Origin of the sequence: Larkinella arboricola (genome assembly GCF_003259745.1) — a bacterium.
Taxonomy (GTDB): Bacteria; Bacteroidota; Bacteroidia; order Cytophagales; family Spirosomataceae; genus Larkinella; species Larkinella arboricola.
The window spans coordinates 807,506-833,659 of sequence record NZ_QLMC01000003.1 but is presented as its reverse complement, the minus strand read 5'-3'; the positions used below and the strand labels follow the sequence as shown (position 1 = coordinate 833,659).

The 26,154-nt window shown below is 51.3% G+C and carries 26 protein-coding genes; 12 read left to right on the top strand and 14 right to left on the bottom strand.

Annotation, left to right across the window (positions count from 1 at the left end; all coding sequences use genetic code 11):
* The first annotated feature begins 1 nt into the window (after position 1).
* Positions 2-1,402 (top strand): DUF5723 family protein, encoded by a 1,401-nt coding sequence (locus LX87_RS14890; protein WP_111629014.1) that lies wholly within the window; start codon positions 2-4, stop codon positions 1,400-1,402.
* Between the two features lie 86 nt (positions 1,403-1,488).
* On the opposite strand, the gene tpiA is transcribed toward LX87_RS14890, so the two are convergent.
* The gene (gene tpiA, locus LX87_RS14885; RefSeq protein WP_111629013.1) at positions 1,489-2,253 is read right to left on the bottom strand and encodes a triose-phosphate isomerase; all 765 of its coding nucleotides are present in this window, start codon (positions 2,251-2,253) and stop codon (positions 1,489-1,491) included.
* Positions 2,254-2,491: 238 nt separating this feature from the next.
* Between tpiA and LX87_RS14880 the strand changes: the two genes are divergently transcribed.
* Positions 2,492-3,751, top strand: a complete 1,260-nt coding sequence (locus LX87_RS14880) for a retroviral-like aspartic protease family protein (protein ID WP_111629012.1) — start codon at positions 2,492-2,494, stop codon at positions 3,749-3,751.
* 124 nt (positions 3,752-3,875) lie between these two features.
* On the opposite strand, the gene rpmB is transcribed toward LX87_RS14880, so the two are convergent.
* Positions 3,876-4,115: a 50S ribosomal protein L28 gene (gene rpmB / locus LX87_RS14875; RefSeq protein WP_111629217.1), complete on the bottom strand. Its 240-nt coding sequence runs from the start codon at positions 4,113-4,115 to the stop codon at positions 3,876-3,878.
* Between the two features lie 132 nt (positions 4,116-4,247).
* Positions 4,248-4,421 (bottom strand): C1orf53 family protein, encoded by a 174-nt coding sequence (locus LX87_RS28810; protein WP_170139367.1) that lies wholly within the window; start codon positions 4,419-4,421, stop codon positions 4,248-4,250.
* Between the two features lie 109 nt (positions 4,422-4,530).
* Here LX87_RS28810 and rocD point away from each other — a divergent pair, with 109 nt between their 5' ends.
* From rocD to LX87_RS14855, 4 genes are all read left to right on the top strand, one after another.
* Positions 4,531-5,781 (top strand): ornithine--oxo-acid transaminase, encoded by a 1,251-nt coding sequence (gene rocD / locus LX87_RS14870; RefSeq protein WP_111629011.1) that lies wholly within the window; start codon positions 4,531-4,533, stop codon positions 5,779-5,781.
* 249 nt (positions 5,782-6,030) lie between these two features.
* On the top strand, positions 6,031-6,603 hold the full coding sequence (locus LX87_RS14865; protein WP_111629010.1) for an RNA polymerase sigma factor: 573 nt from the start codon (positions 6,031-6,033) through the stop codon (positions 6,601-6,603).
* A 99-nt stretch (positions 6,604-6,702) separates the two neighbouring features.
* The gene (locus tag LX87_RS14860) at positions 6,703-7,275 is read left to right on the top strand and encodes a FlxA-like family protein (RefSeq protein WP_111629009.1); all 573 of its coding nucleotides are present in this window, start codon (positions 6,703-6,705) and stop codon (positions 7,273-7,275) included.
* The gene (locus LX87_RS14855; protein ID WP_229310666.1) at positions 7,250-8,302 is read left to right on the top strand and encodes a hypothetical protein; all 1,053 of its coding nucleotides are present in this window, start codon (positions 7,250-7,252) and stop codon (positions 8,300-8,302) included. Before LX87_RS14860 ends, LX87_RS14855 begins: the two co-directional genes overlap by 26 nt.
* 6 nt (positions 8,303-8,308) lie before the next feature.
* On the opposite strand, the gene LX87_RS14850 is transcribed toward LX87_RS14855, so the two are convergent.
* Positions 8,309-8,818, bottom strand: coding sequence for a cupin domain-containing protein (locus LX87_RS14850; protein ID WP_111629008.1), 510 nt, complete (start codon positions 8,816-8,818; stop codon positions 8,309-8,311).
* Between the two features lie 201 nt (positions 8,819-9,019).
* Here LX87_RS14850 and LX87_RS14845 point away from each other — a divergent pair, with 201 nt between their 5' ends.
* Positions 9,020-9,427 (top strand): VOC family protein, encoded by a 408-nt coding sequence (locus LX87_RS14845; RefSeq protein ID WP_111629007.1) that lies wholly within the window; start codon positions 9,020-9,022, stop codon positions 9,425-9,427.
* Between the two features lie 154 nt (positions 9,428-9,581).
* On the opposite strand, the gene LX87_RS14840 is transcribed toward LX87_RS14845, so the two are convergent.
* The 7 genes from LX87_RS14840 to LX87_RS14810 all read right to left on the bottom strand — a co-directional run bounded on the left by LX87_RS14840 (position 9,582) and on the right by LX87_RS14810 (position 18,587).
* A complete protein-coding gene (locus LX87_RS14840; protein WP_111629006.1) occupies positions 9,582-9,899 on the bottom strand; it encodes a hypothetical protein in 318 nt (105 codons plus the stop codon).
* Between the two features lie 388 nt (positions 9,900-10,287).
* Entirely contained in the window at positions 10,288-10,950 is a 663-nt protein-coding gene (locus LX87_RS14835) for a DinB family protein (RefSeq protein ID WP_111629005.1), read from the bottom strand.
* Between the two features lie 139 nt (positions 10,951-11,089).
* Positions 11,090-15,100, bottom strand: coding sequence for a S8 family serine peptidase (locus LX87_RS14830; RefSeq protein ID WP_111629004.1), 4,011 nt, complete (start codon positions 15,098-15,100; stop codon positions 11,090-11,092).
* A gap of 78 nt (positions 15,101-15,178) precedes the next feature.
* On the bottom strand, positions 15,179-15,523 hold the full coding sequence (locus LX87_RS14825; protein WP_111629003.1) for a T9SS type A sorting domain-containing protein: 345 nt from the start codon (positions 15,521-15,523) through the stop codon (positions 15,179-15,181).
* 416 nt (positions 15,524-15,939) lie between these two features.
* A complete protein-coding gene (locus LX87_RS14820; RefSeq protein WP_111629002.1) occupies positions 15,940-16,743 on the bottom strand; it encodes a polyprenol monophosphomannose synthase in 804 nt (267 codons plus the stop codon).
* A 90-nt stretch (positions 16,744-16,833) separates the two neighbouring features.
* Positions 16,834-18,159 carry a protoporphyrinogen oxidase gene (gene hemG, locus LX87_RS14815; RefSeq protein WP_111629001.1) on the bottom strand — a complete coding sequence of 442 codons (1,326 nt, stop codon included), beginning with the start codon at positions 18,157-18,159 and terminating at the stop codon, positions 16,834-16,836.
* Positions 18,156-18,587 (bottom strand): DUF4296 domain-containing protein, encoded by a 432-nt coding sequence (locus tag LX87_RS14810; RefSeq protein WP_229310665.1) that lies wholly within the window; start codon positions 18,585-18,587, stop codon positions 18,156-18,158. The genes hemG and LX87_RS14810 overlap by 4 nt, the downstream gene beginning before the upstream one ends.
* Positions 18,588-18,727: 140 nt before the next feature.
* Here LX87_RS14810 and LX87_RS14805 point away from each other — a divergent pair, with 140 nt between their 5' ends.
* The 5 genes from LX87_RS14805 (at position 18,728) to LX87_RS14785 (ending at position 23,158) form a co-directional block, all read left to right on the top strand.
* Positions 18,728-19,594 carry a DUF58 domain-containing protein gene (locus LX87_RS14805; protein ID WP_111629000.1) on the top strand — a complete coding sequence of 289 codons (867 nt, stop codon included), beginning with the start codon at positions 18,728-18,730 and terminating at the stop codon, positions 19,592-19,594.
* Positions 19,591-20,571 (top strand): hypothetical protein, encoded by a 981-nt coding sequence (locus LX87_RS14800; RefSeq protein ID WP_111628999.1) that lies wholly within the window; start codon positions 19,591-19,593, stop codon positions 20,569-20,571. The genes LX87_RS14805 and LX87_RS14800 overlap by 4 nt, the downstream gene beginning before the upstream one ends.
* 6 nt (positions 20,572-20,577) lie before the next feature.
* Entirely contained in the window at positions 20,578-21,588 is a 1,011-nt protein-coding gene (locus tag LX87_RS14795) for a VWA domain-containing protein (protein WP_111628998.1), read from the top strand.
* Between the two features lie 84 nt (positions 21,589-21,672).
* On the top strand, positions 21,673-22,263 hold the full coding sequence (gene rnhB / locus LX87_RS14790) for a ribonuclease HII (protein WP_111628997.1): 591 nt from the start codon (positions 21,673-21,675) through the stop codon (positions 22,261-22,263).
* 73 nt (positions 22,264-22,336) lie between these two features.
* Positions 22,337-23,158, top strand: coding sequence for a hypothetical protein (locus LX87_RS14785; RefSeq protein ID WP_111628996.1), 822 nt, complete (start codon positions 22,337-22,339; stop codon positions 23,156-23,158).
* On the opposite strand, the gene LX87_RS14780 is transcribed toward LX87_RS14785, so the two are convergent.
* From LX87_RS14780 to LX87_RS14770, 3 genes are all read right to left on the bottom strand, one after another.
* Positions 23,159-23,674 (bottom strand): DUF2480 family protein, encoded by a 516-nt coding sequence (locus LX87_RS14780; RefSeq protein WP_111628995.1) that lies wholly within the window; start codon positions 23,672-23,674, stop codon positions 23,159-23,161. It abuts the gene before it with no gap.
* Positions 23,675-23,679: 5 nt separating this feature from the next.
* Positions 23,680-24,372: a tRNA (adenosine(37)-N6)-threonylcarbamoyltransferase complex dimerization subunit type 1 TsaB gene (tsaB, locus tag LX87_RS14775; RefSeq protein ID WP_111628994.1), complete on the bottom strand. Its 693-nt coding sequence runs from the start codon at positions 24,370-24,372 to the stop codon at positions 23,680-23,682.
* 78 nt (positions 24,373-24,450) lie between these two features.
* Positions 24,451-26,112 (bottom strand): S41 family peptidase, encoded by a 1,662-nt coding sequence (locus LX87_RS14770; protein WP_111628993.1) that lies wholly within the window; start codon positions 26,110-26,112, stop codon positions 24,451-24,453.
* Between the last annotated feature and the right edge of the window lie 42 nt (positions 26,113-26,154).

The following is a 26,154-nucleotide window of genomic DNA, read 5'->3' as shown; positions in this document are numbered from 1 at the left end:
TATGAAAAACTTTGTTTCCCGTCTACTCATGGCGGCTTTGGTGGGGTCTGGCTCAACGGCTTTGGCGCAATACCAGCCGGGTCTGGTGAGCAGTAATTATGGCGGCATTTACCGGATGCTCCAGAACCCTTCTGCCGTTGCCGGGTCGCGGTATAAATTTCAGCTTGTTGCCGTCAACGGCACTTCCTCCGTCAATTCTTTATATACCAAATACATATCCAGAGGGTTATTTCAAACCATTCAGCTTCCCTATAGCCAATCGCTGAGCCTGCCGCTTCGAACGCTGGGGTCAATTACCGATGCGCCCAGAACAACCTCCTATTCTGAGATTTTGGGGCCGTCTTTGCTGTTCAATGTGGATGGCAACCAGACGCTGGCGCTGCACACACGGATGCGGAGTTTCCTCTACGGCTCGGCTTTACCGGAAAACCTGACCGAAGCGTATCGCAACCGGCTTTTTTACCGGAAACTACAACCGTCATCCGGCGACTTTGATGTTGGTTTGGGCCACAACAGCTACGGCGAAGTTGGCCTGACGTACGGTTTGCAGGTTTTCGACGGGAAATGGCACCGGCTGAAAATCGGCGCGACGGTTCGCCGGATTGTGGGCGCGCAGTTGAGTTACCTGAACGCACGGGGCAACTACGCCATCATCCAGAATAACGGAGAGGTTGATAAAACACTGGACATTACCAACCTGGATTACAGTTTGGGTCAGACCACGCCCCGCAAAGACTTTAGTCTGGGCTCGGTTTTCTCCAGCGCCTACGGCAGCGGCTGGGGCTATGATTTCGGGGCTACCTACGAAATTGGCAAACGCACGACCGGACGGGGCTACAATTCCGAAACTCCCATGAAAGACCCGCGCCCGGCCTACTGGCTACGGCTTTCGGCAGCATTGATGAATGGCGGACGTATTAATTATCCGGTGGGGCAAACCGTCGCGGGCAGCGGTCGACTGACATTCGAGGGCCAGGAAGATCTGGAGAAATTTGGCAACGCCCCCACGGATTTGCTAACGGCAGAATCCAGCGGCAGCCCGCAGGCTTACGAACCGGGCCGGGTAGCACTTCCCCGGATGATCCATCTGGAAGCCGATATGCGGCTGGCCCGGGGTTTCTACGTCAACGGGTTGCTGATGAACAACCTGACGTCCGGTGCTTCGGTGCGGATGCCGAATATGCTGATCTTTACCCCCCGGTTTGAAGATGAAGATGTGGAGTTTGGCTTGCCGATTTCCATTATTGGTACCAATCGGGTTGCAGTCGGGATGTCGAGCCGTCTGGGACCGCTTACCCTTGGCTTTAGTGATATGGGGCGGCTTTTCAGCAAGAAAGGCGACAACCGCAGCTCCATCGTCTGGATCGGCTTCTCCGTCTGGAAACTACGGAAGAGAAGTTAAAAATTAAGAGTTAAAAGTTAAAGCAGGCTGACGCGTTCAATTCTGGCGGAGCCTTATTTTTAACTTTTAACTCTTAATTTTTAACTCTATTTATTGGCTTTTACTACCGTGGTGAATTCCCGGGATTTGAGGGAAGCACCGCCGATGAGGCCGCCGTCAACGTCCGGTTGGGCGAAGAGTTCGGCGGCATTTTTTTCGTTGGCGCTACCACCGTACAGAATCGACGTGTTGTCGGCAACTTCCTGACCGTATTGGCTGGCGATGTGCTGCCGCAGCATTTCGTGCATTTCCTGCGCCTGTGCCGATGAAGCCGTCAAGCCGGTACCGATGGCCCAAATGGGTTCGTAGGCGATGACAATATTGGCAAATTGCTCCGGCGACAGGTGGAACAGGCTTTCGGTCAACTGCGTCCGGACAAAATCCAGGTGAACTCCGCTTTCGCGTTGTTCCAATGATTCACCGCAGCAGAAAATGGGCGTTAAACCGTTCGCCAGGGCGCTGTTTACTTTTTCTGCCAGTTGAGCGTTGGTTTCACCAAAATACTGCCGCCGTTCGCTATGGCCCAGAATGACGTAGGATACGTTAATGGACTTCAGCATCTGGGCTGAAATTTCACCGGTATACGCTCCGGAAGTCTTCTCGTGGCAGTTTTGTGCGCCCAGCGCTATGCGAGACTGCCCCTCCAGATACGGCTTGAGCGTCGTCAGATACAGGGCTGGCGGACACAGGACCACTTGTACATCACTCGTTACCTCATCATTTATCATATTGACCACTTCCGACACCAGTGCGACAGCCTCGTCGAGCGTCTTGTTCATTTTCCAGTTCCCGGCAACAATCTTTTTCCGCATTAGTAAACTAGTTATGTTTTAAACCTTGATTACGAATAGAATACAAAAAGCGCTGAACGCCAAAAACCATCTTGCGGGCTTTCTGGTTCACCACTCGCGGGGCGAAATTAGCGGTTTTTCAGTAGCATTTTCCACTCGGAGAAAAAGTATCCGGATTACCAGGCAACGTTTCGTCAAAAATTGTGTTATTAGGCAAAAAAGTTGTAACTTCCCTACGTACTTATAAGGCACATGTACAATGAAACCGGTGGTTCTATTCTTCGCAATGTTGCTTTGCTGGCAGGGTGTCCAGGCGGGCGACGACGAGCAGAATAACGCGGATAAATACGGTTATTTCATTGCTAATAACCGCAAACAGACCCGGATTCCATTCCAGCTCCACTCCAATCTGATCATTGTCCCGGTCCGGATCAACAACTCGGATACACTGCACTTTATTCTGGATACCGGTGTCAGCTCGGTGATTATTACCGATCCGACGGCCGTTCGGCGGCAACCGTTGCGTTTTACCCGGAAAGTGAAGTTATCCGGCGCGGGCGAAGGCGGGCAACTGATGGCATCGGTTGCGATTGACAATGAACTGCGCATGGGGCAGATGCAGGCAACCCATCAAAACATCGTTGTGCTGGACGATGATATTCTGCGCCTATCCGAATACGTGGGCGTTCCCGTTCATGGCATTTTTGGCTATGATGTCTTCAGCAATTTTGTGGTAACCATTGACTTCCAGCGCCGTGAGCTAGTGCTGAATAACCCTAAAAATTACCGGTATCGTCGGTCACACGGTTCGCGCTATCCTATTTCAATTCAGGACACAAAGCCGTATACGGATGTGATGGCGCTGCTCGAAGGCGGCAAAACGCTGCCCATTCGGGTGGTGATTGATACCGGTGCGGGCCACGCATTGCTGATCAACCGCAGCAACGGCGATGACATCCGGTTGCCCGACAAGGTAATCCGGGCGCAGTTGGGCCGGGGGCTGAGTGGCGTTATCAACGGTAGCCTGGGCCGGATCGAGAAAATTCGGCTGGGTAGTTTTGAAATGGCCAACGTCGTTGCTTCGTTTCCGGACAGCACTTCTTTTGGATTCAGGATTGCCGAACATGCCGCCGAGCGAAACGGGAATTTAGGCTGTGAAATTCTGCGTCGTTTTAAGGTAACGTTCAATTACCATGACAAATACATGGTGCTCAAACCCGTTAAACGCATTCTGAAACAGTCGTTCGAGCACGATATGAGCGGCCTGGAACTGAAAGCGCGGGGTACCAATTTTCGGAATTATTACATCGAAAAAGTAATTGAAGACTCCCCCGCTGGCCGTTCGGGTTTGAAAGACGGAGATGAAATTCTGTATATCAACAATACCTCCGCCAGTGACCTGAATGTGAGCGACATTTACAAGATGCTGCAAAAGGGAGAGGGCAAAGAAATTAATATTCTGGTGCGACGCAACGGCTCGATTGTTTTTGCACAGTTTGCCCTGAAGCGCATGATTTAGCACGACAATAAAAAACGCACAACGTAGCCAATTACATTTTTGTAATTGGCTACGTTGTGCGTAATAGTCAATAGAGGTGACGGACGGAGCCCACACCTATAAATCTTCGGATACCGTTGACGGGTTAAACCGACAGCGTACCTTTTTGGTGGGCGTCTTTCAAGACCGCTTCCAACCCTTTCTTGTTAATCGTCCGCATGGCTGAAGTAGCAACCTTCAGTGTAACCCATGCACCCTGTGACTCCAGGAAGAAACGCTTCTTCTGCAGGTTGGGGAAAAACTTACGCTTTGTTCTATTGTTAGCGTGTGATACGTTATTACCAACCCGCGTCCGTTTTCCTGTAATTTGACAAACTCGTGCCATGACAATACCTTTTTCTGAATGAGCCTGCAAAATTCGGAAATAATTGCCAAACATACAACCCTAAGGAGTTAAAAATTAAGAGTTAAGCGTTTAGCGTTGGTGGATGCATTCGATAAAGCCGTGCTTTTTTCGTCATTCTTGACCCTTAATTCTCCTCCAGGGGCAGTGTTTACAGCCGTTTTTGCAACAGTAGCCCCGTTTCAGGTGATAAGCGGCTGTGAAAACCAGATAGCCCTGTTCATTGAAGTAATAATCTTCATCATCCAGACCGTCGACGCGGGGCTTTGGTGAATTGGTATTCAGCATAGTTTGTCTGACTGAGCAAGGAATTGTATTTTTGAGTTTAATTCCATGCAGGCTCAGGCCGAAAATTACGCAGCAGCCCGCAATTTACCCACTCACCTCCCTTATAACGATGGAAACTCTACCAACGGTCACGGCGACTCAGCAGGCCATTGATCTGGAATGGCAATACGGTGCGCATAACTACAAACCGGTTCCGGTGGTGCTGAACCGGGGAGAAGGGATTTTCCTCTGGGATGTAGAAGGGAAAAAATATTATGATTTTCTGTCGGCCTACAGTGCTGTTAGTCAGGGGCATTGTCATCCGAAAATTATCCATGCACTCATCGAACAGGCCCAGCGCCTGACGCTGACCTCGCGGGCTTTTCATACCGACCAGCTCGGCCAGTGCGAAAAATACCTCTGTGAGTACTTTGGCTATGATAAAGTGCTGATGATGAATTCCGGTGCTGAAGCCGGAGAAACCGCCCTCAAACTGACCCGCAAATGGGCGTATAAAGTAAAAGGCATTCCGCAGAATCAGGCTAAAACCGTGTATGCAACCGGCAATTTCTGGGGCCGGACGCTGGCGGCCATCTCGTCGTCAACCGATCCGGAAAGTACCAACGACTACGGCCCGCTGCTGCCGGGTTACCTGCTTGTTCCCTACAACGATCTGAAGGCGCTGGAAGCCGTTTTTCAGAAAGAGCCGAACATCGCCGGTTTTATGGTTGAACCGATTCAGGGCGAAGCGGGCGTTGTGGTGCCGGACGAAGGTTATCTGAAAGGCGTTCGGGAATTGTGTACCAAATACAACGTGCTGTTCATTGCCGACGAAGTGCAGACCGGAATCGGGCGCACCGGCAAACGGCTGGCCTGTGATCATGAAGGGGTGAAACCCGACTTGCTCGTCCTCGGAAAAGCTCTTTCCGGCGGTATCATGCCGGTTTCTGCCGTATTGGCCAGCGACGAAGTCATGCTGACCATTCGCCCTGGCGAACACGGTTCTACCTACGGTGGCAACCCGCTGGCCTGTGCTGTTACGATGGCGGCCCTGCGCGTGGTTGAGGAGGAGAAACTGGCCGAAAATGCCGAAGCGATGGGCCAGGTTTTTCGCCAGCGGATGGACGCCCTGATTCAGAAAACCGCTATGGTAAAACTGGTACGCGGAAAAGGGCTGCTCAACGCCATTGTCGTAGGCGAACACCCGGCTTACGGCGAAAAAACCGCCTGGGAAATCTGCCTGCGGCTCAAAGACCAGGGATTGCTGTGTAAACCGACCCACGGCGACAAAATCCGGTTTGCGCCACCGCTGGTCATTACCGAAGAACAAATGCACGAAGCCTGTGATATTATTGAAAACGTCCTCCTGGAGCTTGTCTAGATAACGACCAGAGAATGTCCTCTTTGTAAAAGGCCGTCAGATTACAGATTGTGGGCACAACTGTAGTTTGACGGCTTATGGTTTCTGACCACCCGAAATGGAGCCGTTTATATCATATGAAACTTCCGGCAACGGCCCAACTACTGTTTTAGTACGGCCTTCCGAAAAAAAATAAATCTTCGGTGCAACGTTGGCCTACCACACGGTGTCATTGAGAAGAAAATCAGCCGCATCCGTTCCTCAGTCTGCTTGGAAACAAAGTTGTATATAGACCGACATGTCGAACTCGTAGAAAGGTGTAAACAAGGTGAAAGACGTGCGCAGTACGAACTGTACAAGCACTACTCGAAAGCCATGTTTAACGTCTGTCTGCGCATCCTGAATCACGTAGGTGAGGCTGAGGATGTGTTGCAGGAGGCCTTTTTAGACGCGTTCAATAACCTCCATTCGTTCCGGAATCAATCAACGTTTGGGGCGTGGCTCAAGCAGATTGTGATTAACCGGTCGATCAATCACCTGCGAAGTCGAAAAAGCCGCGCCGGTTGGCAGTGGGTTGATCTGGACGGCCAGCGGCTGGGTGAAGATGACGGTTTGGATGTGGCTGATACCGAACCGTTCGATGAAGAAGGTGTTCAACTGGAAGTAGACCGGGTGCGCCGGGCCATGCAGGAACTGCCGGAAGGGTATCGTGTGGTGTTATCGCTGTATTTGTTCGAAGGCTACGACCATGAGGAAATCGGTGCCGTGCTGAACATCAGCGAAACCACTTCTAGAACCCAATACATGCGGGCGAAAAAGCGGCTTTTGGAGTTGTTAAAATAAATTCAGAATGATTGAATGGGAGAATGATAGAATAAAAGCATCCGGTACGGTCAGTCACTTATTCGCTCATTCACCATTCGCCCATTCACATATTGCAACATGATGAAAGACAGATTAGAACGATTTGTCCGGGATAACCGGGAAGATTTCGATGTATTTGAGCCGCGGGCGGACTTGTGGAAAGATTTGGAGAAAGAGCTCGGACACAAAGAACGCCCGCTATGGATGGGGCTGAACACCCCGTCCTGGATGGGACGCCGTATGATCTGGCAGATTGCCGCGTCGATTGCGCTGGTGGTCGGTTTGGGCGGCTTCTGGTATTTCAATGCGCGGTATGGCGTTACCGAACAGCCCGAAATAGTGGCTTTAAGTCCAACGTACGCTCGAACCGTAACCCAATATACCCGTCTGATTGAGGACAAACGGACGGAACTTAAAACCATCCTGGAAAGTGATCCGGCTTTGTACCAGCAGTTTGCGGCTGATCTGGACCGGCTGGAAAAAACCTACCAGAAATTAAAGCAGGAGTTACCCAAAACGCCTAATCAGGAAATCATGATTCAGGCGATGGTCGAGAACCTGCGAACCCAGATCGACTTGCTCAACCAGCAGTTGATGATTATCCAACGCATTAAGCAACAAAACCATGAACCAAATAAAAATCCTGTTTAGTTTTCTGTTCGTTAGCCTTTTATCAGCCAGTTTTGTGCGGGCCGATAACCTGAATGAGCGGAAGAAAACGATCGTTAAAGTGTACGACGTAACCGCCAAAGATCAGTTGATGATTGAAAACCAGTTTGGTAACGTCAATATTAATTTATGGAACCGTGACGAAATTCGGGTTGATATAGTGATTAAAGCGAATGCCAGCTCCGACGACCGGGCGCAACGGTTTCTGGACGCGGTTGAAATTGTTGAACGGCGCAACGGTGACCAGATTAGTCTGAAAACAACCATTGACAAGAGCGGCTCAGGTGGCTCCTGGACGATTAACCGGAATAAAGACGGTGAGCGGAACGGCGTACAGATTGATTATCAGGTCTCGATGCCAAAAACCAATGCGCTGGTGGTAAAGAATTCGTTTGGTAATACCAACATTCCGACGTTCAGCGCCCCGTTGACGATTAACCAGCAGCACGGTAATTTTTCAACCACCGAACTCAACGGCAGCCATGTGGATGTAGACGTACGGTTTGGCAAGGCCGACATTCAGGCGATGGAAAACGGCAAGCTTAATATTCAGTACGCCAAGTTGCAGTTGGAAAAAGCGAATAACATTAATCTGAACAACCAGTTTGGCGGGCTCTGGATTGGTGAGGTGGGCCGATTGGATGGTAAAATCGGTTATTCAGGAGCCAAGATCGGAACGCTAAGGGAGTCATGCAATCTGATCGTGGATTTTTCGGGCGGCTTCCGAATCGATCAGGTAAACAAATCCTGCGACAACATTAATATTCAGGCTAGTTATTCCTCGGTCGTCTTGCCGATGGCCAGCGCCAACGACTATAATTTTGATGTGACGGTCAGCTACGGCGGTTTTAAATACCCGTCCGACGGCCGGATCATGCTGCAATCTCAGCCCGACGAAGACAATCACCGGGGGCCGAAACTGACCAAACAATACAGCGGAAAAGTCGGTAAAGGAACCGCTACCAAAGTACGGGTGATCTCGAAATTTGGCGATGTGAAGTTTCAGTAAGACCGCTCAGGCGCCGGGCGTGAGCTGTTCGATGACTTCACGGTGTTGCGGATACTGTTGTGATAAAACCGTCCGGTCGGCCAGTTCAAAGTCTGCAAAATCAAATCCCGGTGCTACCGTGCATCCCACCAGCGAATAGGCGGTTCCGTCGGCCGGTTTCGAGCCGAACCAGCAACCGGCCGGTACTACCGCCTGAAACACTTCGCCCTGCTCCGGATTGTTGCCTAATCGAATTATTTCCAGTTGGCCCGCCGGATGGATTACATAGACGTTCAGCGGACCACCGGCGTAAAAATGCCATAGTTCGTCGGCCTGGATGCGGTGCAGGGCGGAGAAGTGGTGCGTCTCCAGCAAAAAGTAAATCCCGGTGCTAAAATTTCGGTCGCCAGAAAACCGGGCCGGTAAAGCCTGCTGCGGTATGGTTTCGGCGGCACGGTATGTTTCAACAAAATAACCGCCCTCGGGGTGGGCTTGCATCCGGTACGCGTCGATCCAGTATTGAGCAGAAAAGTCCATAAAAGGCAGGTTAGCCAGACCGGTTTTCGGGCCTGGGCAGGGTTAGTATTCGTCGGTAAGTTACCGCTTTATCGCTGATTTTTTGTGTTTAGGACCGGAGCCACCAACTTGTCGTAAATACCCCCTAAATTGGCGGATTTACCCCCGTAGTTGCCCCAAAAGGCGGCTTACCTTTGTCAGGTAAACTAAACACAAATACGTATGGCAACGCAAATCTTTGTAAACCTGCCCGTTAAAGACCTGAACAAATCCATCGAGTTTTTTACTCAACTCGGCTACACGTTTAATCCGCAGTTTACGGACGAGAACGCCACCTGCATGGTAATCAGTGATACTATTTACGTCATGCTGCTGGTAGAACCGTTTTTCAAAACGTTTACCAAAAAAGAAATTGCTGACGCGACCCAGACCACCGAAGCCATTATTTGTCTTTCGGCCGATAGTCGCGAAGAGGTTGATGCCCTGGTCAGCAAAGCCGTAGCGGCCGGTGGAACTACCCCGAATGAGAAGCAGGATCAGGGCTTTATGTATGGTCACGGTTTTCAGGATCTGGACGGCCACTTGTGGGAAATAATGTATATGGACCCTAATGCGGTTAACCAGGGATAATTCATACCTCCCATTAACACCGATCCCCACTTAATAAATACTAAGTGGGGATCGGTGTTTTATAAAGAGGGTCTTGTAATCAAGGCTTTTCTAGTGGTTAACCGGCGCTGGCTTGTACGGAGCTTGTGTAGTTATTTGAGGGGGGGCCAGCCTATTAGTGTACGTAAAGCGGCCCAAAAAGGTGTTTTTTTAGCTTAGGATAAAGATACGCCCTGTAGCCCTCCAGTGCTTTATTTAACGGATAAAACTCTTTGAGATGCCCAAATTGCTCAAGTTTTGTGGAGAGTTTTCCAATCGCCAATGTCTCAAGCACGTCGTCTGTTAATAACTTCGGATATTTGTCGAAAAAAGCACCCGCCGTTACAGCAATCCACTCAAGGTGGCGATGGGAGTACGGCTGTTTTTCGTTGCAATTGCTCAATGGAAGCCGCTGGGCGTGATCCATAAGGCATTGGGCGATATCTTCGTACACGGTGGTAAAGGTTTATAGGGTTGTCTGATAATTTCTTTTTGGTGTAACTCCCTCACATTCACGTCGAAAGCTAATTTATTGCACCAATAAAAACAAAAATTATGCGGTTAACAAAGCGAAATAGTTAAAAAAAATCGCGAAAAAGTGCCTAGGTGTATTTGGGGGCATTTTTATGGTAACCTAAACGTCACATGAGTTCTTGTACGAAGCCTTCTATCAACTCACTTACGAGGAACTGACTCAATTACTACCAAGCAGAGCAAAACGGACAAATCGGGCTTTCTCCTCCATCGTATTGTAGGGATGTCAGAAGGGGAGGTTTTGGTGAGATAGAAACGCGAAGGGATATAGCGATGGAACGGCTTCTAACCAACAAGACACTACAAGCTCAGTCTTTTGCAGGCTTAGCGCCCGGTAAACGGCTTTTCAGCCATGAAATCTGGCCCCGGTGGTTGGATTCGTGTTCGCAAACGTGAAACCACTTCCAATACGTATTGATGGATTGCTTCATTTGCTTGGTCCGGACCGGATCAACGGCTAGTAACCATTTATCGTTCTTCTTTTTCAGCTCCGCCAGCGTTTGTTCCCGCACAGCCGCCAGTTTATTCAGATAATACGAAACTTCCCGACCTTTGATTTCTTTCCGTCCGGCGTCGCCCAGTTCCATAGCCGCCCCCCATTCCTTCTTTTCCTCTTCGTTGAAATCCTGTCGGCCTTCAAACGTATTGATCTGGTAAAACTTATCTACGGCAGCCAGATGCAGAAGCAGACCTCCGATGGTATTGGCGTTGGCGTCGAACAGAAAGTCGAGTTGGGCCATTGTCATATTTTTGACGGAACGAATAATGGTATCCCGGTTGTAATTCAGCATCGACACCAGCGTTCCGATTTGCGGTGTGTACCCTTTCAGGGGACCGACAACAAATAGACTTTCTTCGGGCGCAACGTCCTGGGCCGTGGCCGGTTGCGGAAACAGCGTGGGGAACGTTAGGCTGGCGGCTGCCGTAAGCCCGCCATTCAGAAAATTCCGACGTGAGAAGTGCTTGTTCATAAGCGTAGATATAGAGATGGAAGAAAAGCGGATCATGGTTTAAAACCCAACCTGCGGCTCTCACGAATATATCTACTTATCAGCGTCTTACGAATGGTGTCGGCAGACTATTTATTTACCGTACTGGCTTAGACCAGCATCAAAGTTTGAGCAGTTTTCCGCGCCGAACGGTCTGGCCCTGCTCATCCTGAATCAGGACAAAAAACAAACCGGCAGGCAAGGTCGAAACGTCCAGAATACCGGAGTAATCGGTGGCCGTTCGGTTCAGGACCGTTGAGCGCAACACCCGGCCACGGGCATCCACCAGCGTACTGTGGTACGTCCGGCTTTTCACCGATTCGGGCACGAACTCGATGGTGATTTGCCGCGAAGCCGGATTTGGCGAAATCTGGAGCCGGGGAGCCGGAGCAACAGCCGAATTTATCGCCGTAATGACATCCAGCCGAATTTCCGCCGAAACCAGTTCACCACAACCGTTGACGTTGGCCCGCACGGAATACCGTCCTGATTGCCGGGCCGTAAACGATTGCTGCGTAGCGCCCGCAATCACATTGCCGTTCAATAACCACTGATTCCCGGTGGCTGCGCTTGAGTGAAGCGTATAACCGTCGCGGGAAATGGTCGGTGCCTGCGGTTCTTTGACGGTAACAGTCACAGCCGCCGATGTTACGGGTGGACATTCGCCCGATACCCGGACGTTGTACGACCCCGCAGTGGATACCGTCAGTGTGGAGGAGGTTGCTTCCGAAACCGCCTGCCCATTCCGAAACCATTGATACCCATAACCGGCCACTTCAGGCGCTCGCAGAACAACCGAACTGCCCTGGCAAATGGCTGTAGTACCGGCGGGCGTAATCACGGCGACGGCTTCACTGCCCGGTTTGGCAGTGACGGCCACCCGCTCCGTTACTGGGCAATCCAGGGCTTTTACTCGTAAATCATATAAATAATAATAGGCATTGGTCAGCGTATCGGCGTTGTATAGCGATCCTGTCAGGCTGATAACACCGGGAATCTGAAACGGAAAGCCCGTAACGCCGACATTACTCCGAAAAATGGTGGCTCCGTCTTCGTATTCAATGGCGATTCGGTAAGTACCCGGCTCGGGAATCGATAAATTCAGGATATACTCGGCTCCCGGATCGTTCGGATCATCGGACTGCTGTCCGGACGGGGGCGTTCCAACGGGCGTAGTCGGGTCGCGGGTGGGGATTACATCCAGCGCAACGCTCGAAACCGTAGAACCGTCAGGTTTTAGAACGGTAAAGACGACCCGGCCCGCGCTGCCGATGTAAAGCCGGGCACTTTCCAGCACAAGGGGTACCTGCGTTGAAATCAAAGGCTGAGGGCCGAAATTGCCCGAGTAGGTGCCACCGCCAAAAGCCCGTTTGGTGGTTGGGCCGAGAATGCCGGTAAACTGGTTCAGGGCTGCGTAATAAATACCGTTAGCGGGGCGGCTGAGCGCCGTCGTCTGGTTTCCGGCTCCGATTAGTTTGCCGCCCGTTGGAGCATCGTACCAAAAAGCCGTGCCGCTGCCGGTATTCCGCAGTGAGACGGTGTTGTTATCGCAGGTCGAAACCGAGAAGTTTCCCTGATCGGTGGGGGCGGCTGCGGTGGTCAGGATGCTGGTGAACTCATCGTTGCCCTTATTCTGATCGGCTAGCAGTTGGGTCTGAATGACGAAGCGGTAGGCCGTTGCGGCATTCAAACTAACCGGGCCTTGCAGCAGCAACTGCGCTTCTTTGAAAGGCCCCAGCGGAGCGTGAAGGGTGTCCCGCAGACTGGCGACCGTTGCGCCGAAAGGAGCCAGTACCTGCACGGTAACGGGAATATGCTGCTGCTCGTCGGAACCGTAGTTCCGAATTGTCACGGCTACCTCAAGCTGCGACTGGCTGCAAAAACCGTTATGGGGCGTTACCAGCGCACTGATACCCACGTCGGAATGCGGTCGCTCGAAGCTGATACGGTACTCCTGGGTTTCGCCGTGCGCATACGTCCCGCAAGCTGATACCTCTTCTGCATCCTTCGTTTCAACCGTCACAATCCGCAGTCGTGTAGATTGGCCAACGGTCAGGTTGCCCGGTACCGTAACGGTGGTGGAAAAGGTGGCCGGTGTGGTCAGTATACCGGACGTAGCAACCCGTTCATTGGCGTCGTCAAAATCGCCGTCGAGGTTCCAGTCGATAAAGGCTTTGGTAATGGTCGAACGCTTCTCGCTACAGCTACCAATGGTTACTTCCAGCGGTATTTTCTGGTTTACCGACACGGTTGTAACGGTGTTGGTAAAATCGGTATAAGTCTGGCAGCCATTTTTTCCGGCCTGATCAATGCTTCCGAACCGTACACGATCGATGTTAGCCGCACCCGCCGATGTGGCCGCCGACAGGCAATACGGGTTTCCGCCCGTTCCGCTAACGATGAGGGCAAAGTCCTGCTTTCCGTTTTTGAGTGTTTTTTTATGCGAAATGGTCAGCGTATAGGTTTTGCCGGGAACGGCGTCGGCTACCAGAATCTGCTCAATATTGTCCCGGATGTTGTCGCCCGTGGTGGCCGGGTTGGCGGGATGGTTCGGGTCAAGTACCCAGGGGGGCCGGGTTTGGGTGCCGTCGGTCAGCCGAATGTCCAGATCATTCACCAGTCGGGGAGTGCGGTTGTTCAGGTTTGCGGCTGTCGCAGATAAAGCCGTTCCTTCCGGGTCCGTCCAGCAGATGGTAACCACCAGCGGACCCCGACCGGACGCGACAAACTGCACGGTTTGTTTTTCACCCTGCTTCAGCGTGCGTTCTTCCAGTCGATGGCTTTTATCCGTGTTACCAATCACGCGGGCAGCCTTTTCCGTGTTCAGCAGTCCCCAGCCAAAGCGGTAATCGGGGCCGGGAGCGTCACCGGCTTCGTCAGCCGTATGCAAAACCAGTCCTTTCAACATCGAGGAACGCATAAACTGGCCGTTGTATAGCTGAGCATAATATTCCTGCAACAACAGCAGCGAACCAGACACATTGGGAGCCGCCATTGACGTACCCGAGAGGGTAGCATAAGCGTTGTCGCTGGCCGACCCCGACGATAAGATGCTGACCCCAACGCCGACCAAATCCGGTTTGATGCGGCCGTCGTCGGTGGGTCCCCAGGAACTAAAACTCGCCAGCCGTACATCCGACGGTTGCGCGTATTCGATTGAAATGCTGCTAACGGCTCCAACCGACAGAATATTCTTCGCATTGCTATCTGTCGAAATCTGATCGTAGCCGTTCTGGTCATCTCGGGTAGTCCGGCTCATGGTATTGCTGGCACCCAGCCAGTACGGAACGTTCGCACCAGGGCCATCCTGGCCGTGGGTGTTGCCCGCCGACTTTACGTGCAGGTAATACGGAGCCGCTACGGCAATCCGGTCCCAATCACGCGCACCGGCGTTATAAATTCCGAATTTATAGTCTTCGGTGGCGCTGATGGTGGTATCGCCCCACCATTCCCATTTAAAATCACTATCCCGGTCGGGGTTGAAGATCCACCCTGCCTGGATGTTATAGGAATGGTTGGAAACCAGGAGGTCAGGAGCAGCCGCAGCGACTTCGGCATCATCATTTTCAAAATCATACGCTTTCAGATTGGCCCCGAAAGCCATTCCCCGCGCCCTTTCGTTGACGCCCGCGCCCACCATAATTCCGGCAACGTGTGTCGGGTGGTTGGCAATAGCTGTTACGTTGTCAACCTGCGTAACCCGCCCCGCCAGTTCTACGTGGCTCAAACGCGGTCGGCCGCCATCCCAGATTCCTAGTTTATTGCGCACCGGAGCACTGTTTCCCGATAAATTCAGTCCTAACGCACCATCGGCGTACAGGGAAGAGGTACGGGTTGTGTGACCAGCCCGGGTTGCACTGCTCGTTGCGTTAAAAAGCAAATTGCCGCGCTCGTCACTATTTTTCAGGATCAGGACCGTGCCGTCGGAGCGTTCCTGACGCAGTGGGATGAGTCGTTTTTGAGCAATGTCGACCGCCCGGCGGTAAGAAGGGCGGTTTTGCTGCTGCAAATCCTGGCTAAGCCGGCTAAGGGTAGCTTTTTGTATGGAGTTATAAAGCGGTTTTTGGGCGCGGGCACCGAAGGCCGCACCCACCAGTAAGCAAATCCAAACGTATCGTAAATGTGAAGCCATAAAAAATGCTAAGTCCAACAAGTAATTAAAACTGTTGAACTTAGCATTAAGCTAAACGGATTTTTTGTCCGTTTAGTATTAAGCCGCTTTCTGAGCAGACAGGATTACGTCTTTTACTTTTTTTGTGGTGCTGTTGGACACTTCAACCCGGTATGTACCGTTAGCAGCATCTTTCAGACCAAAGTGAATAGTATTTCCGTCAATCAGTTTCTCGCTGGCAATTACTTCACCATTGGCCTTCGATAACCTGACCATGACCGGTTCGTTATCCACCCGGTTTACAACAACCGTTACGTTGGCCTTAGGTGCTGATTGGCCCAGCAAGGAACCAAGTAAGGATTGAGGAGTAATAGCGTCAACAACGCAAAGCATAACAAAGCCCATTCCAAGGGCGATCAACGAAGCTTTCAGTGTGGTATTCATCTTTTTATCAGTTTACAGTGCTAAATCTTATTCGTTATTATTCAACAAAGTAACTATTAAAAGATGATATTTGGTTCTGTGTATTTAAGGCGCTGTATTTCAGTGCAATTGTTATAGTTGATAGTAATTCAAATTGTATTTATCTAAACAAAATATTATTTTGTTGTGAGCGGTATCTGCTCCAGATAATTGCTGTCAAAACCATATCCTCAAGAAAGGAGAAATTTTCAAAAATTTGAAAGTTCTTTATATAGTGCAATTTTATTTTCGGGTTGAATAACTAATTTTTGTTAAAACTAGCGGTAGTTACGCGCTGTTACTGGCGGTTTTAGAGCCTACTACCGTCTCATTTCAAACGGATCAGATCAGTCTAATAATACAATATCGTTTTTAACAAAAAAGCGGTGTAGGACTTCCTACACCGCTTCTGTGGATTCAATCTGAATCGGAATGGGCTTGGGTGGTTGTTTTGTAGGGGGAATATAATGCCGGAAAAAACTGCCAATTTTCATCTGAAGTACGCCAAATACGGCTTCTTTAAAGATACCGCTCGACATTTTGGAAACCCCTTTGGTGCGGTCGGTGAAAATAATCGGTACTTCGGTGATTCGATAACCGTACTTCCAGGCCAGAAACTTCATTTCGATCTGGAAGGCGTAACCAACAAACCGAATATTATTTTGCAGGATTGTTTCCAGTACTTCCCGGCTGTAACAGATAAAACCCGCTGTAGGGTCCATGACAGGCATACTAGTAATATACCGAACGTAAATCCCGGCGAAATACGACATCAACACGCGGCCCATCGGCCAGTTGACCACGTTAACACCCGTAATATAGCGTGAGCCAATGGCTACATCATTACCCCCATTGGCGCAGGCTTTGTAGAGCCGCACCAGGTCATCTGGATTGTGCGAAAAATCGGCATCCATTTCGCAGACGTACCGAAAACCGTGCTCCAGCGCCCACCGAAAACCGGTTAGGTAAGCCGTTCCCAGCCCCAGTTTGCCTCTACGCTCCAGAAGATGAAGCCGCAGAGGTAAATCACTGGCGCCGTACTCGCGCTGCAATTCCACCACCCGGCGGGCTGTGCCATCGGGTGAACCATCGTCAACGATCAGAACGTCAAAGGGTACGGGTAAGCTCAGCACCTTTCGGATGATCGCTTCGATGTTTTCGATTTCATTATAGGTCGGAATGACCACTAAACATTCTTCCAAAGCAAAACCGGGTTAAGGTCTAATGTTATTAAAATAACCAAAAAAAAGTCGCTTTAATACAATTTCGGTCTTAAAATTTGTTAAAACTCGTTAATTTTCAGCAATTTTCAATTTGGCCAACTGGGTGGCCAGCGTTCTGGCTTTCCGGATGCAGTCGGGAAGGCTCAGGCCACGGTACCAGTTGGCACATACATACAAGCCTTCGGATTCAAGACCTGGAACATGCTCCTGAACCGGCACAATCCGGGCGTCATATTGCGGAATGGCGCGTTCCCAGCGGCTGAGCCACTGTCGCCGGGGGGCGCTGGCCTGAATGCCAAACGCCTGCACCAGTTCCTGATGGACCCGCTGGCGGATGACATCATCCGGATGCTGAACATGATCCGCGTTTTGACGGCCGCCCACAAAGCTGGTAAACAGCACCTCATCCGCCGGACAACGACCGTCGAACAGCGAACTATTCCAGATGTGACCGGCGGCAAACCGGCCTTCGACCCGCGGGTTTAAACCGCCAAAACCGTTGAGCGGGTGTTGCACCTCGGCGCGTTTGTAGACCGAATGAACGGCGGTCATAGGCGGATAATCGATTTGCCGGAGCAGCGTCGCTACCTCGGGCCGGGTCGGGTCGAGCAGGTTGGCTGCGGCCTCGGCTTCGCAGGCCAGCACGACGGTATCAGCTGAGTATGAACCGCTTTGCGCTTCCAGCCGCCAGTCGGTTTCGGTTTTGGTCAGCCGCGTAACCGGGTCATTCAGGTTAAGAGCTTCCAACTGAGCCGCCAGCGTTCTGGGCAGGGTTTGCAGCCCATCGCGGAAGGTAAACGCCTGCCGACGGCCTGCCGAACCCGCATTTTTCATGAATCCTTTCAGGACAGAACCGTAGTTCTTTTCGTATTCCAGCAACATCGAAAACGTTTCCGACACCAGCAGCCGGTCGGGGTCTCCGGCGTAGGTTCCGGCCACAAACGGAGCCAGAACATAGTCGGCCAGCTCAGACGAAAACCGTCGGCGAATGAAGTCGCCCAGCGTCTCACCGGGGGGCGAAACGGTACGGTTGGAACGCTCCCGCCAGAGGGCTTTTTTGGTTTCCCAACTGAAGAACTGACCAAAGATCAGCGACAATGGCCCCGACGGAAGTTGCCGGTAGGCACCATCGCGGTAAATAAACCGGGCCTTGCTAACGGGTTTGGCAAATTGAATTTCAGGCGTTAACTCCAATTGATCGAGCCAACTGAGCAGATCGGCATCGCCTAAGAGCGTATTGGGTCCGATTTCAACCAGATACTCGCCTTCGCGCCGGGAGCGCATGACACCGCCCGGTTCGCTGCCGCGATCGAATAAACGATAGGGGATGTGATTTTTCTGGAGTTCGTGGGCCAGCGTCAGACCCGATATGCCTGCTCCAATAATTGCAATCATTTTTTCAGATTTTTAAGCCGGGCCGGGAGCCGGTTTGTCCGTCCGCTGTCGGTGGTACGGCTGCTGTCCGCTGGTTTTTTGCGCTTTTCCAATTCTGCCTTCACCTGTTTATAAATAGCCGCAAACTGTTCGGGGTTGGATGCATAATATGAATAACTCTTCGAATAGGCAGCGGTATCAACCTGAAATTTCCGGAAAATCTTCTTTTCGAGGTGTTTGTAAATCAGGGTGTTACTGTCCTGTGCCATGCGGTTCAGCTTCGTCACCCGTGCTTCGGCCAGATGGATTTCGGTCAGGATCCGGGCCATTTGGTCTTCCGGAATTAGATTTTTGGGCGCTTCCACGGTCGGGTTCTGGCAGGCCATCATCAGCGTGATGAGTAGAAACAGGCCCCATTGTCGGAACAGAAAACACGGTCGCGCGTTCATTTTCGTTATTTTTGTCAAAGCAGGCATTGGAATACAAATGTCGGGAATCCTGATCTTAATAACACGCGATGAAACGCGGCTATTCGTTGCGAATGGATTTTTAACAAAAATTTTAGCAAGGTTTTTCCCTTATAACGACGATGCACGAGTTTCTGGCAAGACTATATCAATTCGAAATTCGGATTCGGAAAGCCGTTAACTCGCAGATGCGCGGTAACTTTCGGTCTATTTTTAAAGGTTCTGGATTGGAATTCAGTGACTTGCGAACGTACCAGTACGGCGACGACGTACGGGCCATTGACTGGAACGTATCGTCGAAGGGCCACGGAACCTTCGTCAAGATTTTTCGGGAAGAAAAAGATCAGACGGTTTTCTTTCTCGTAGATGTCAGCGCGTCGCAGGAAATTGGGACCGCTGCCCGCTCGAAACTGGATACAACCCGGGAAGTGTGCGGGGTGCTGGCGTTGTCGGCCATTAAGGAAGCGAGCCACGTGGGCCTGTATTGTTTCTCGGATCAGAAAGAGAAATACCTGAAACCGTCGAACAGTATGAAGCACGGTTATCAGTTGATTGTCAATCTATTTAAGCTCAGGCCGGAGTCGGTGCGCACCAATCTGGCTGACGCCCTGCTATTTACGCTCAACGTGCTGAAACGCCGGAGCGTGGTTTTTCTGGTGTCGGACTTTATCGATTCGGGTTACGAACATAACCTCAAAGCCCTCGCCCGGAAACACGATCTGGTGGTGATTCATATGTACGACCAGCGGGAAACCAACCTGCCCCGGCTGGGCATCATTCCGGTTTACGATACGGAAAGTCGCCGAACCGTTTGGGTCAATACATCCTCGCCCAACTTTCGGAACGGGATTAAGCAGACGTTCCGGCAAATCCAGCAGCAACTGGAACGGTTTTGTAAGCAGTACAACGCGGATTATATCGCCCTTGATTCGCAGGCGGATTACGTGCCGCAACTGATCGAACTGTTCCGCGTCCGAAAAAACCGATGAAGTTGAAGTTTGCAGGATTAAACGCTAGTATAAAGCCAGCCGGACGGTTTTTATTTGGACAGCCAGCCCGGCGCGGTTTAGGGGGCATTTTGCTGTTCTGTGCGTGCTTTACGCTCACACGGGCGCAATCTCCCAACGGTGTATTTCTAACCGATACGGTTGAAATCGGTAAGCCGTTTCGGTATTCCCTGAGCATTCGCCACCGGCCCAACATTGATGTGCTGTTTCCGGATACCGCCCGGCATTTTGCGCCGTTTCTGGTGCGGGACATGACTATTTTTTCGACGGAAACCAGTACGCGGGGCAGTCTGGATAGTGCGGTGTACACCCTGATTACTTTCGAAACCAGGCCCGTACAGACGCTGGAGGTACCCGTTTGGCTGCTCCGTACGCCAACTGACTGCACGCTGGTTCGTTCCAGCGCGGATACCGTCCGGCTGCGCGAACGCATTCAAACCCAGCGCCCCGACACGCTCCGGCTTGCGACTCATACCAAGGTAGTGGTTCTCAAACAGCAAATGAATTACCCGCTCCTGATGATTATTCTGATGGGCCTTTGTGCCCTGGCGGGTGTGCTCTTTTTGTTTTTTGGCGGCAACATTCGTACCCGTATCCGGCGCTATCAGTTATACCGGCAATACATGAGCTTTCAGCGTTCGTTCGATCGGCTGACGCGTAACATTGGCCCTGAAACCGCTCCTAAAGACGCTGGCCGGGCCGTTGTTCTCTGGCGAAAGTATATGGAGCGCATTGAGAGCAAGCCCTTTACGTCGCTAACAACCCGCGAGATTGCTGAACTCGTGCAGGATAACCGGCTGGCGGACGCCCTGAAAGAAATTGACGGGGCTATCTACGGCGGTGTTTACTCGGACCACACGCAGCAGTCACTTCGGATTCTGAGTGAGGTGGCCGACAGCGCCTACCGGCGAAACAGCGTTCATTTGGTGGAAGCGCACCAGGAAGCTACCTTTGATTGATAGAATATGGAATGGTTTTCGTATCAGTGGTTTACAATTTCGCAGTTGCGCCAGTTTACTTGGGCGCACCCGATCTATCTGTACGCCATTCCCGGTATTCTGCTGCTTTTCGGACTGCGTACCTTGTTATCGGGTCGGGCGAAACAGCGGCTGAGTGTGGCGCTGAACCGGGCTGAACTCCAGCCAACGCTGGTCAGTAGTTTACGGTATTTGTTACCACTGAGCCTTTTTATCGCCCTTGCCCTTATTTTCGTGGCTCTTGCCCGGCCCCAGCTGATCCGGGAGCAACCCGAACGCGTGGCTGAGGGCATTGACCTGATGCTGGCAATTGATATTTCGTCGTCGATGTCCGAAACCGACCTGAAACCCAATCGTCTGGAAGCGGCCAAGCGGGTGGCCCGCGCCTTTGTGAAAAGCCGTCAGAACGACCGCATTGGTCTGGTTATCTTTGCCGGAGAAGCTTACTCGCTCTGCCCGTTGACCACCGATCACGATCTGATAAACAGCTACCTCAATGATCTGGACGACAGCATGATTAAAACATCCGGTACGGCCATTGGGAGTGCCCTGGCGGTTTGTATTAACCGGATGCGCGAATCGAAAGTCAAAAGTAAAGTAACGATTTTGCTGAGCGACGGCGATAACACGGCGGGGAATCTCGATCCGGTAACGGTGGCGCGGCTGGCTAAAGCGTTCAACATCCGGATTTATACCGTCGCCATCGGAAAACCGCCACGCCCAAGCGTCATTAGCAACCTGACCACCGTGACGGTGGACGAGGGCATTCTGACGACCATTGCCAACATTGGCAGCGGGAGTTTTTTCCGGGCGGGAGATGCGACGCGTTTACAGGCGGTTTTTAACGAAATTGATCGGCTGGAAAAAGCGCCCATCAAAACCGTTATTTATAAAGACGTCAAAGATTTTTACCGCGTTTATCTGTACTGGGCCATCGTCTTTCTGCTGCTGACCCTGCTGCTGAAAAACACCATTTTTGGAAATATTCTGGAAGATTGAATTAGGGAGGAAAGACAATAGACGAAAGACTTTACTCTCCTATCTTTTGTCTCTTGTCTTTTATCTCCTGTCTTTTGTCTAACTATGTTATTATCTTATTACAACGCAAACGCCATTGAAGCGGGGCTGGACGAAGTCGGGCGGGGTTGTCTGGCGGGTCCGGTGGTGGCGGCTGCGGTAATTTTGCCGAACGATTATACCCACCCGGTTCTGAACGATTCAAAACAACTAAGCCGGAGTCAGCGCGAACGATTGCGGGAGGAATTGCAGCGCGACGCCCTGGCGTGGGCCGTGGCCGAAGTGTCGAATGAAGAAATTGATCAGATTAACATTCTGAAAGCCAGTTTTCTGGCGATGCACAGGGCGCTGGACATGATCATGAGCCGGGTGGATGGGATGAAGCCGAATCATCTGCTCGTGGATGGTAACCGGTTTACGAATTACCCGATGATTCCGCACACCTGCATCGTGAAAGGCGACACAAAATTTCTGTCGATTGCGGCTGCGTCGGTGCTGGCGAAAACCTACCGGGATGAACTGATGGAGAAACTATCACTGGAATTTCCGCATTATGGCTGGGAACGGAATGTCGGTTATCCGACACCCATTCACCGTCGGGCGCTTCTGGAACACGGGCCGTGTCGCTGGCACCGGAGGAGTTTCCGGCTGGTGTAAATTTTGAAGACGGTTTCCAACGGTTTTCCGGGCCACCGAGTCCTAATGATATCTGCTTCCTAACCAGACCTTTATGAAAACCGTCTCCTTTCTCCTGCTCCTGAGTTTGCTGGTTGCCGCCTGCGACCGCAAGAACGACGATGCCATTCTGGCCAGAGGTTCATCGTTTCGCCTGATCCGAACCGACTATTACGGTGTTCCGGCCAATGCGTCCTGGTTTCGGTCAACCCGTTACGAATACGATGCGAATAACATTCTGAGAGAAGTCGTTTCCGAAAATCCGGATGGCACGGTGGATAACAAGCTGATTTATAACTGGGTAAATAGCCATACGCTTCGTGTCGAACACCATTTTACAAACTCTCCCTGGTCGAGTAGTATCCAGTCAGGGCGACCGCTGAAAATGTATAGCTATAACGAGTTTGTATTTAATCCGGATACGACGATTCGCGAACGGAAAAATTATACACTGGATAACGATCAGCCGCAAACCCGTTCCTATACAACCTACGAATACGACCTCCGCAAGCGCATCACGCGCCGAACTCATTATTCTCTTGACGGGAAACCCGGTTCCTATACGGTTTTTGAGTACAATACGCAGGATAATGTGATCAGGGAAACGCTTTATTCCAATGTTTCCACTACCTCCGAACCGAATATCATTTATACCTATGAGTACGACAACGCCCCAAATCCCTACCGGTTAACCCGGATGGATGCCGATATCAGCTGGTATATGAGTCGCAACAACATCGTCCGTCAGCAGTCGGTCAATCTGGCTTCGGGCATCACTTCCGATGAGCGATGGACCTATGAATACCGGCCCGATGGGTATCCCGCCCGGCAGGTTTATGCCGATGGTCGGAAGGAAGAATTTATCTACAACAGATAATTATTGCTTGGGACGTTTGTACAGGGGCACGGTGCTGCACGGTTCGCCGAACATGATGCTGTGGGCCACGGGCCGTAACCGACGCGTTATTTCGACGTAAGCCGCCGTCGGTACTGCCACCTTGCTGCATCCTTTCACCACCACGCGGCTGTCGCGGAAATCGTCGATGTTAATCCGGTTGATAGCGTCGAAGTAGAGTTTTTCCTCCAGATCCTGAAGCGAGCCAAAGACAACGGTATGGGCGTGCGGTTCCAGATAAATGGTTAGCAGCATGTATGCCCAGGTCGGTATAATAGCATCTTCCGAACAGGTGACGGCCACGTTTTTACCGGCATACTGGCTCCAGTCGTGAGCTTTCAGAAAGTCACGGAAGTCTTTCTCTTTCAGAATCATGCCCATAAACAGATTGTCTTTCAGGTCATAGACAACCCGTTCGCCGGGGTGGTAGTAGTCTTCCAGATCCAGCGTTACCAGGCCGCTTTTGGCCACACGATTGACAATTTCTTCCGTTTCCATACCCGTTAAACAACCAACTTCTTCGGCTTGGTTCCCACAAAATCTTTCAGATAATACGGTTCGAAATTGGCAACATCTTCAAACTGGCCCTGCTCGTAGGCCACAGCCGCCAGTTGGCCCACCGTTCTGGCCGATGGATGAACGGTTTGTTCCGGAAAAATAGCGTTGGGTTGATGCGACAATACCGCTTGGCACTTGGCCGCACCGTTGCCAAAAAACACAACGGGCTGTTGGGTTAGCAGGTCGGCAAACGAGCCTTCATCAATAATTTGCGCGGACGTTGCCTGAATTTCCTGACCTTCCGTGTTGTAAACGGCACAGTAGACTTCCATCCGTCGGGCGTCGAGCATAGGGCAGAGGGCATAAGAAGCCGGATAAAAACCGTTAACCTGCCACACCATTGCTTCGAGCGTATTAATAGCCAGCAGCGGTTTGTCGAGTGCGAAACACAATCCTTTCGCCGTCGAAACGCCAATCCGTAACCCTGTATACGAGCCTGGTCCTTTCGCAACGGCAATGGCGTCGAGTTCCGAAAGCTGATAGCCGCTGTGCTGTACGGTATGCTGAATCAGGGTCGTCAGCATCCCCGACGATGATTTCTCGGTAAATAATTCGTAACAGGCCGCCAGCATCCCGTCGCGGTGCAGCGCCACCGAACAAACGGTTGTGGAGGTATCAATGGAAAGAATAAGAGACATAATGAATGAAGAGTGCAGCGTTAAGAGTGATGAGTTACAAAACAAACTCTTACCTCTTCATTCTTAACGCTGCACTCCTTAGGGTTTTCCTTTTAGGACGGATTGATACCGGTTCATGTCGCTGAACAGGTCGAGGGCGGCTTTAATTTCCGGATCGGTCGAGAAAGAAGCTTCTTTCATGCCTTTCTGGAGGTAATAGTGGCCAACAATCTCCTGTTCGAGCAGCGTTTTTATTTCGCTTTTGAACGTCGCCAGATCGGCGTCTTTGCTGTGGGAAAGCTTCGTTCGTAACGCCTTCAGCTGATCCTGAATCTGGTTAAAGGATTTTTCCTTCTTCGCCGATGCTTCCAGTGTGCTCAGTTCTTTTTCAACCTGTGTCGTATAATCGTATTCTTTGTCTTTCAGCCAGGTTACAAACTCCTGATAATCGGCATCGGTCAGATGAAACTCGCGGGCCGGCTTGATCGTCGGATGATCGTGGTGGTATTTGACCGCATAATCAAAAATCAACCCCTTGTTGGTTAAACTCAGCGCAATCGGGGTGGGGGCTACGGCTTCCACCGGAACATCGGGCGACACGCCACCGCCGTCGTAAACCGTCCGACCGGCTTTGGTTTTGAAGGCGGTTTTCAATGAATCCGGAATCTTGCCCACGCTGCCGTCGGGGTTGCGGTGGCTGTAGTCGATGGCCTGAATGCAGCGGCCACTCGGAATGTAATATTTCGCCGTCGTGATTTTCAGTTTCGTGTTGTACGAAAGCTCCCGGGTGGTCTGGACCAGCCCTTTGCCGTAGGTCAACTGACCCACCAGAACCCCCCGGTCATAGTCCTGAATAACGCCGGAAACAATCTCGGCCGCGGAGGCACTCCGGCTGTTGGTCAGCACCACAATCGGGATTTCCAGATCGAGGGGCGGGTTCAAAGCCGTGTACGTTTTGTTCCATTCGGTTACTTTGCCCTTCGTCGTTACAATCTCCGAATCGCGCGGGAGCCAGATGTTGGCAATATCAATGGCCATGTTCAGCAAACCGCCCGGATTTTCGCGCACGTCGAGCACCAGCTTTTTCATGCCTTTCCCCTTCAGTTCCGTGAACGCATTCCGCACCTCGCGCGAAGCCGTTCCGGTAAAATCTTTCAGGTCGATGTAGCCTACGTCGTTGGTAATCATGCCATAATAAGGCACATTGGTCATTTTTACGACATCACGCGTTACGGTCAGATCAATCGGCGCATTGGTTCCAAATCGCTTCACCGTCAATTTGACCGCCGTATTGGTTTGCCCCCGCAGCAGTTTGTCGGAGTCTGCTTCGCGCCGGGTTTTGATATCCACACCGTCGATTTTGATGATCTCGTCGCCAATTCGCAAACCGGATTTTTCAGCGGGCGTGCCTTCGTAAATCATCATGACGATGCTGCGCCCCTGCCGCGAACCGATCAACGCACCGATGCCATTGTAGCGGCCGGTGGTCATCGTCATGTAATCTTCAATTTCGTCTTCAGCGAAAAAGTTAGTATACGGGTCCAGTGATTTCAGCATGGCGTCAATACTGGACTTCACCATGCGATTCGGGTTCAGTTCGTCCACGTAATACAGATTCAGTTCCTTGAACAGCGTCGCGTAAATATCCAGGTTACGCGCGATTTCAAAGAACCGGTCGTCGTTGCGGAACGAATAAAAACCAAGGCTTCCTGCCAGTAGGGTCGCGCCCAGGGCGACGGTCAGACGTTTGCGCGTAAACATAGTTTATAAGAGCTTATAAAAAGCTATTACACAGAGTTGATC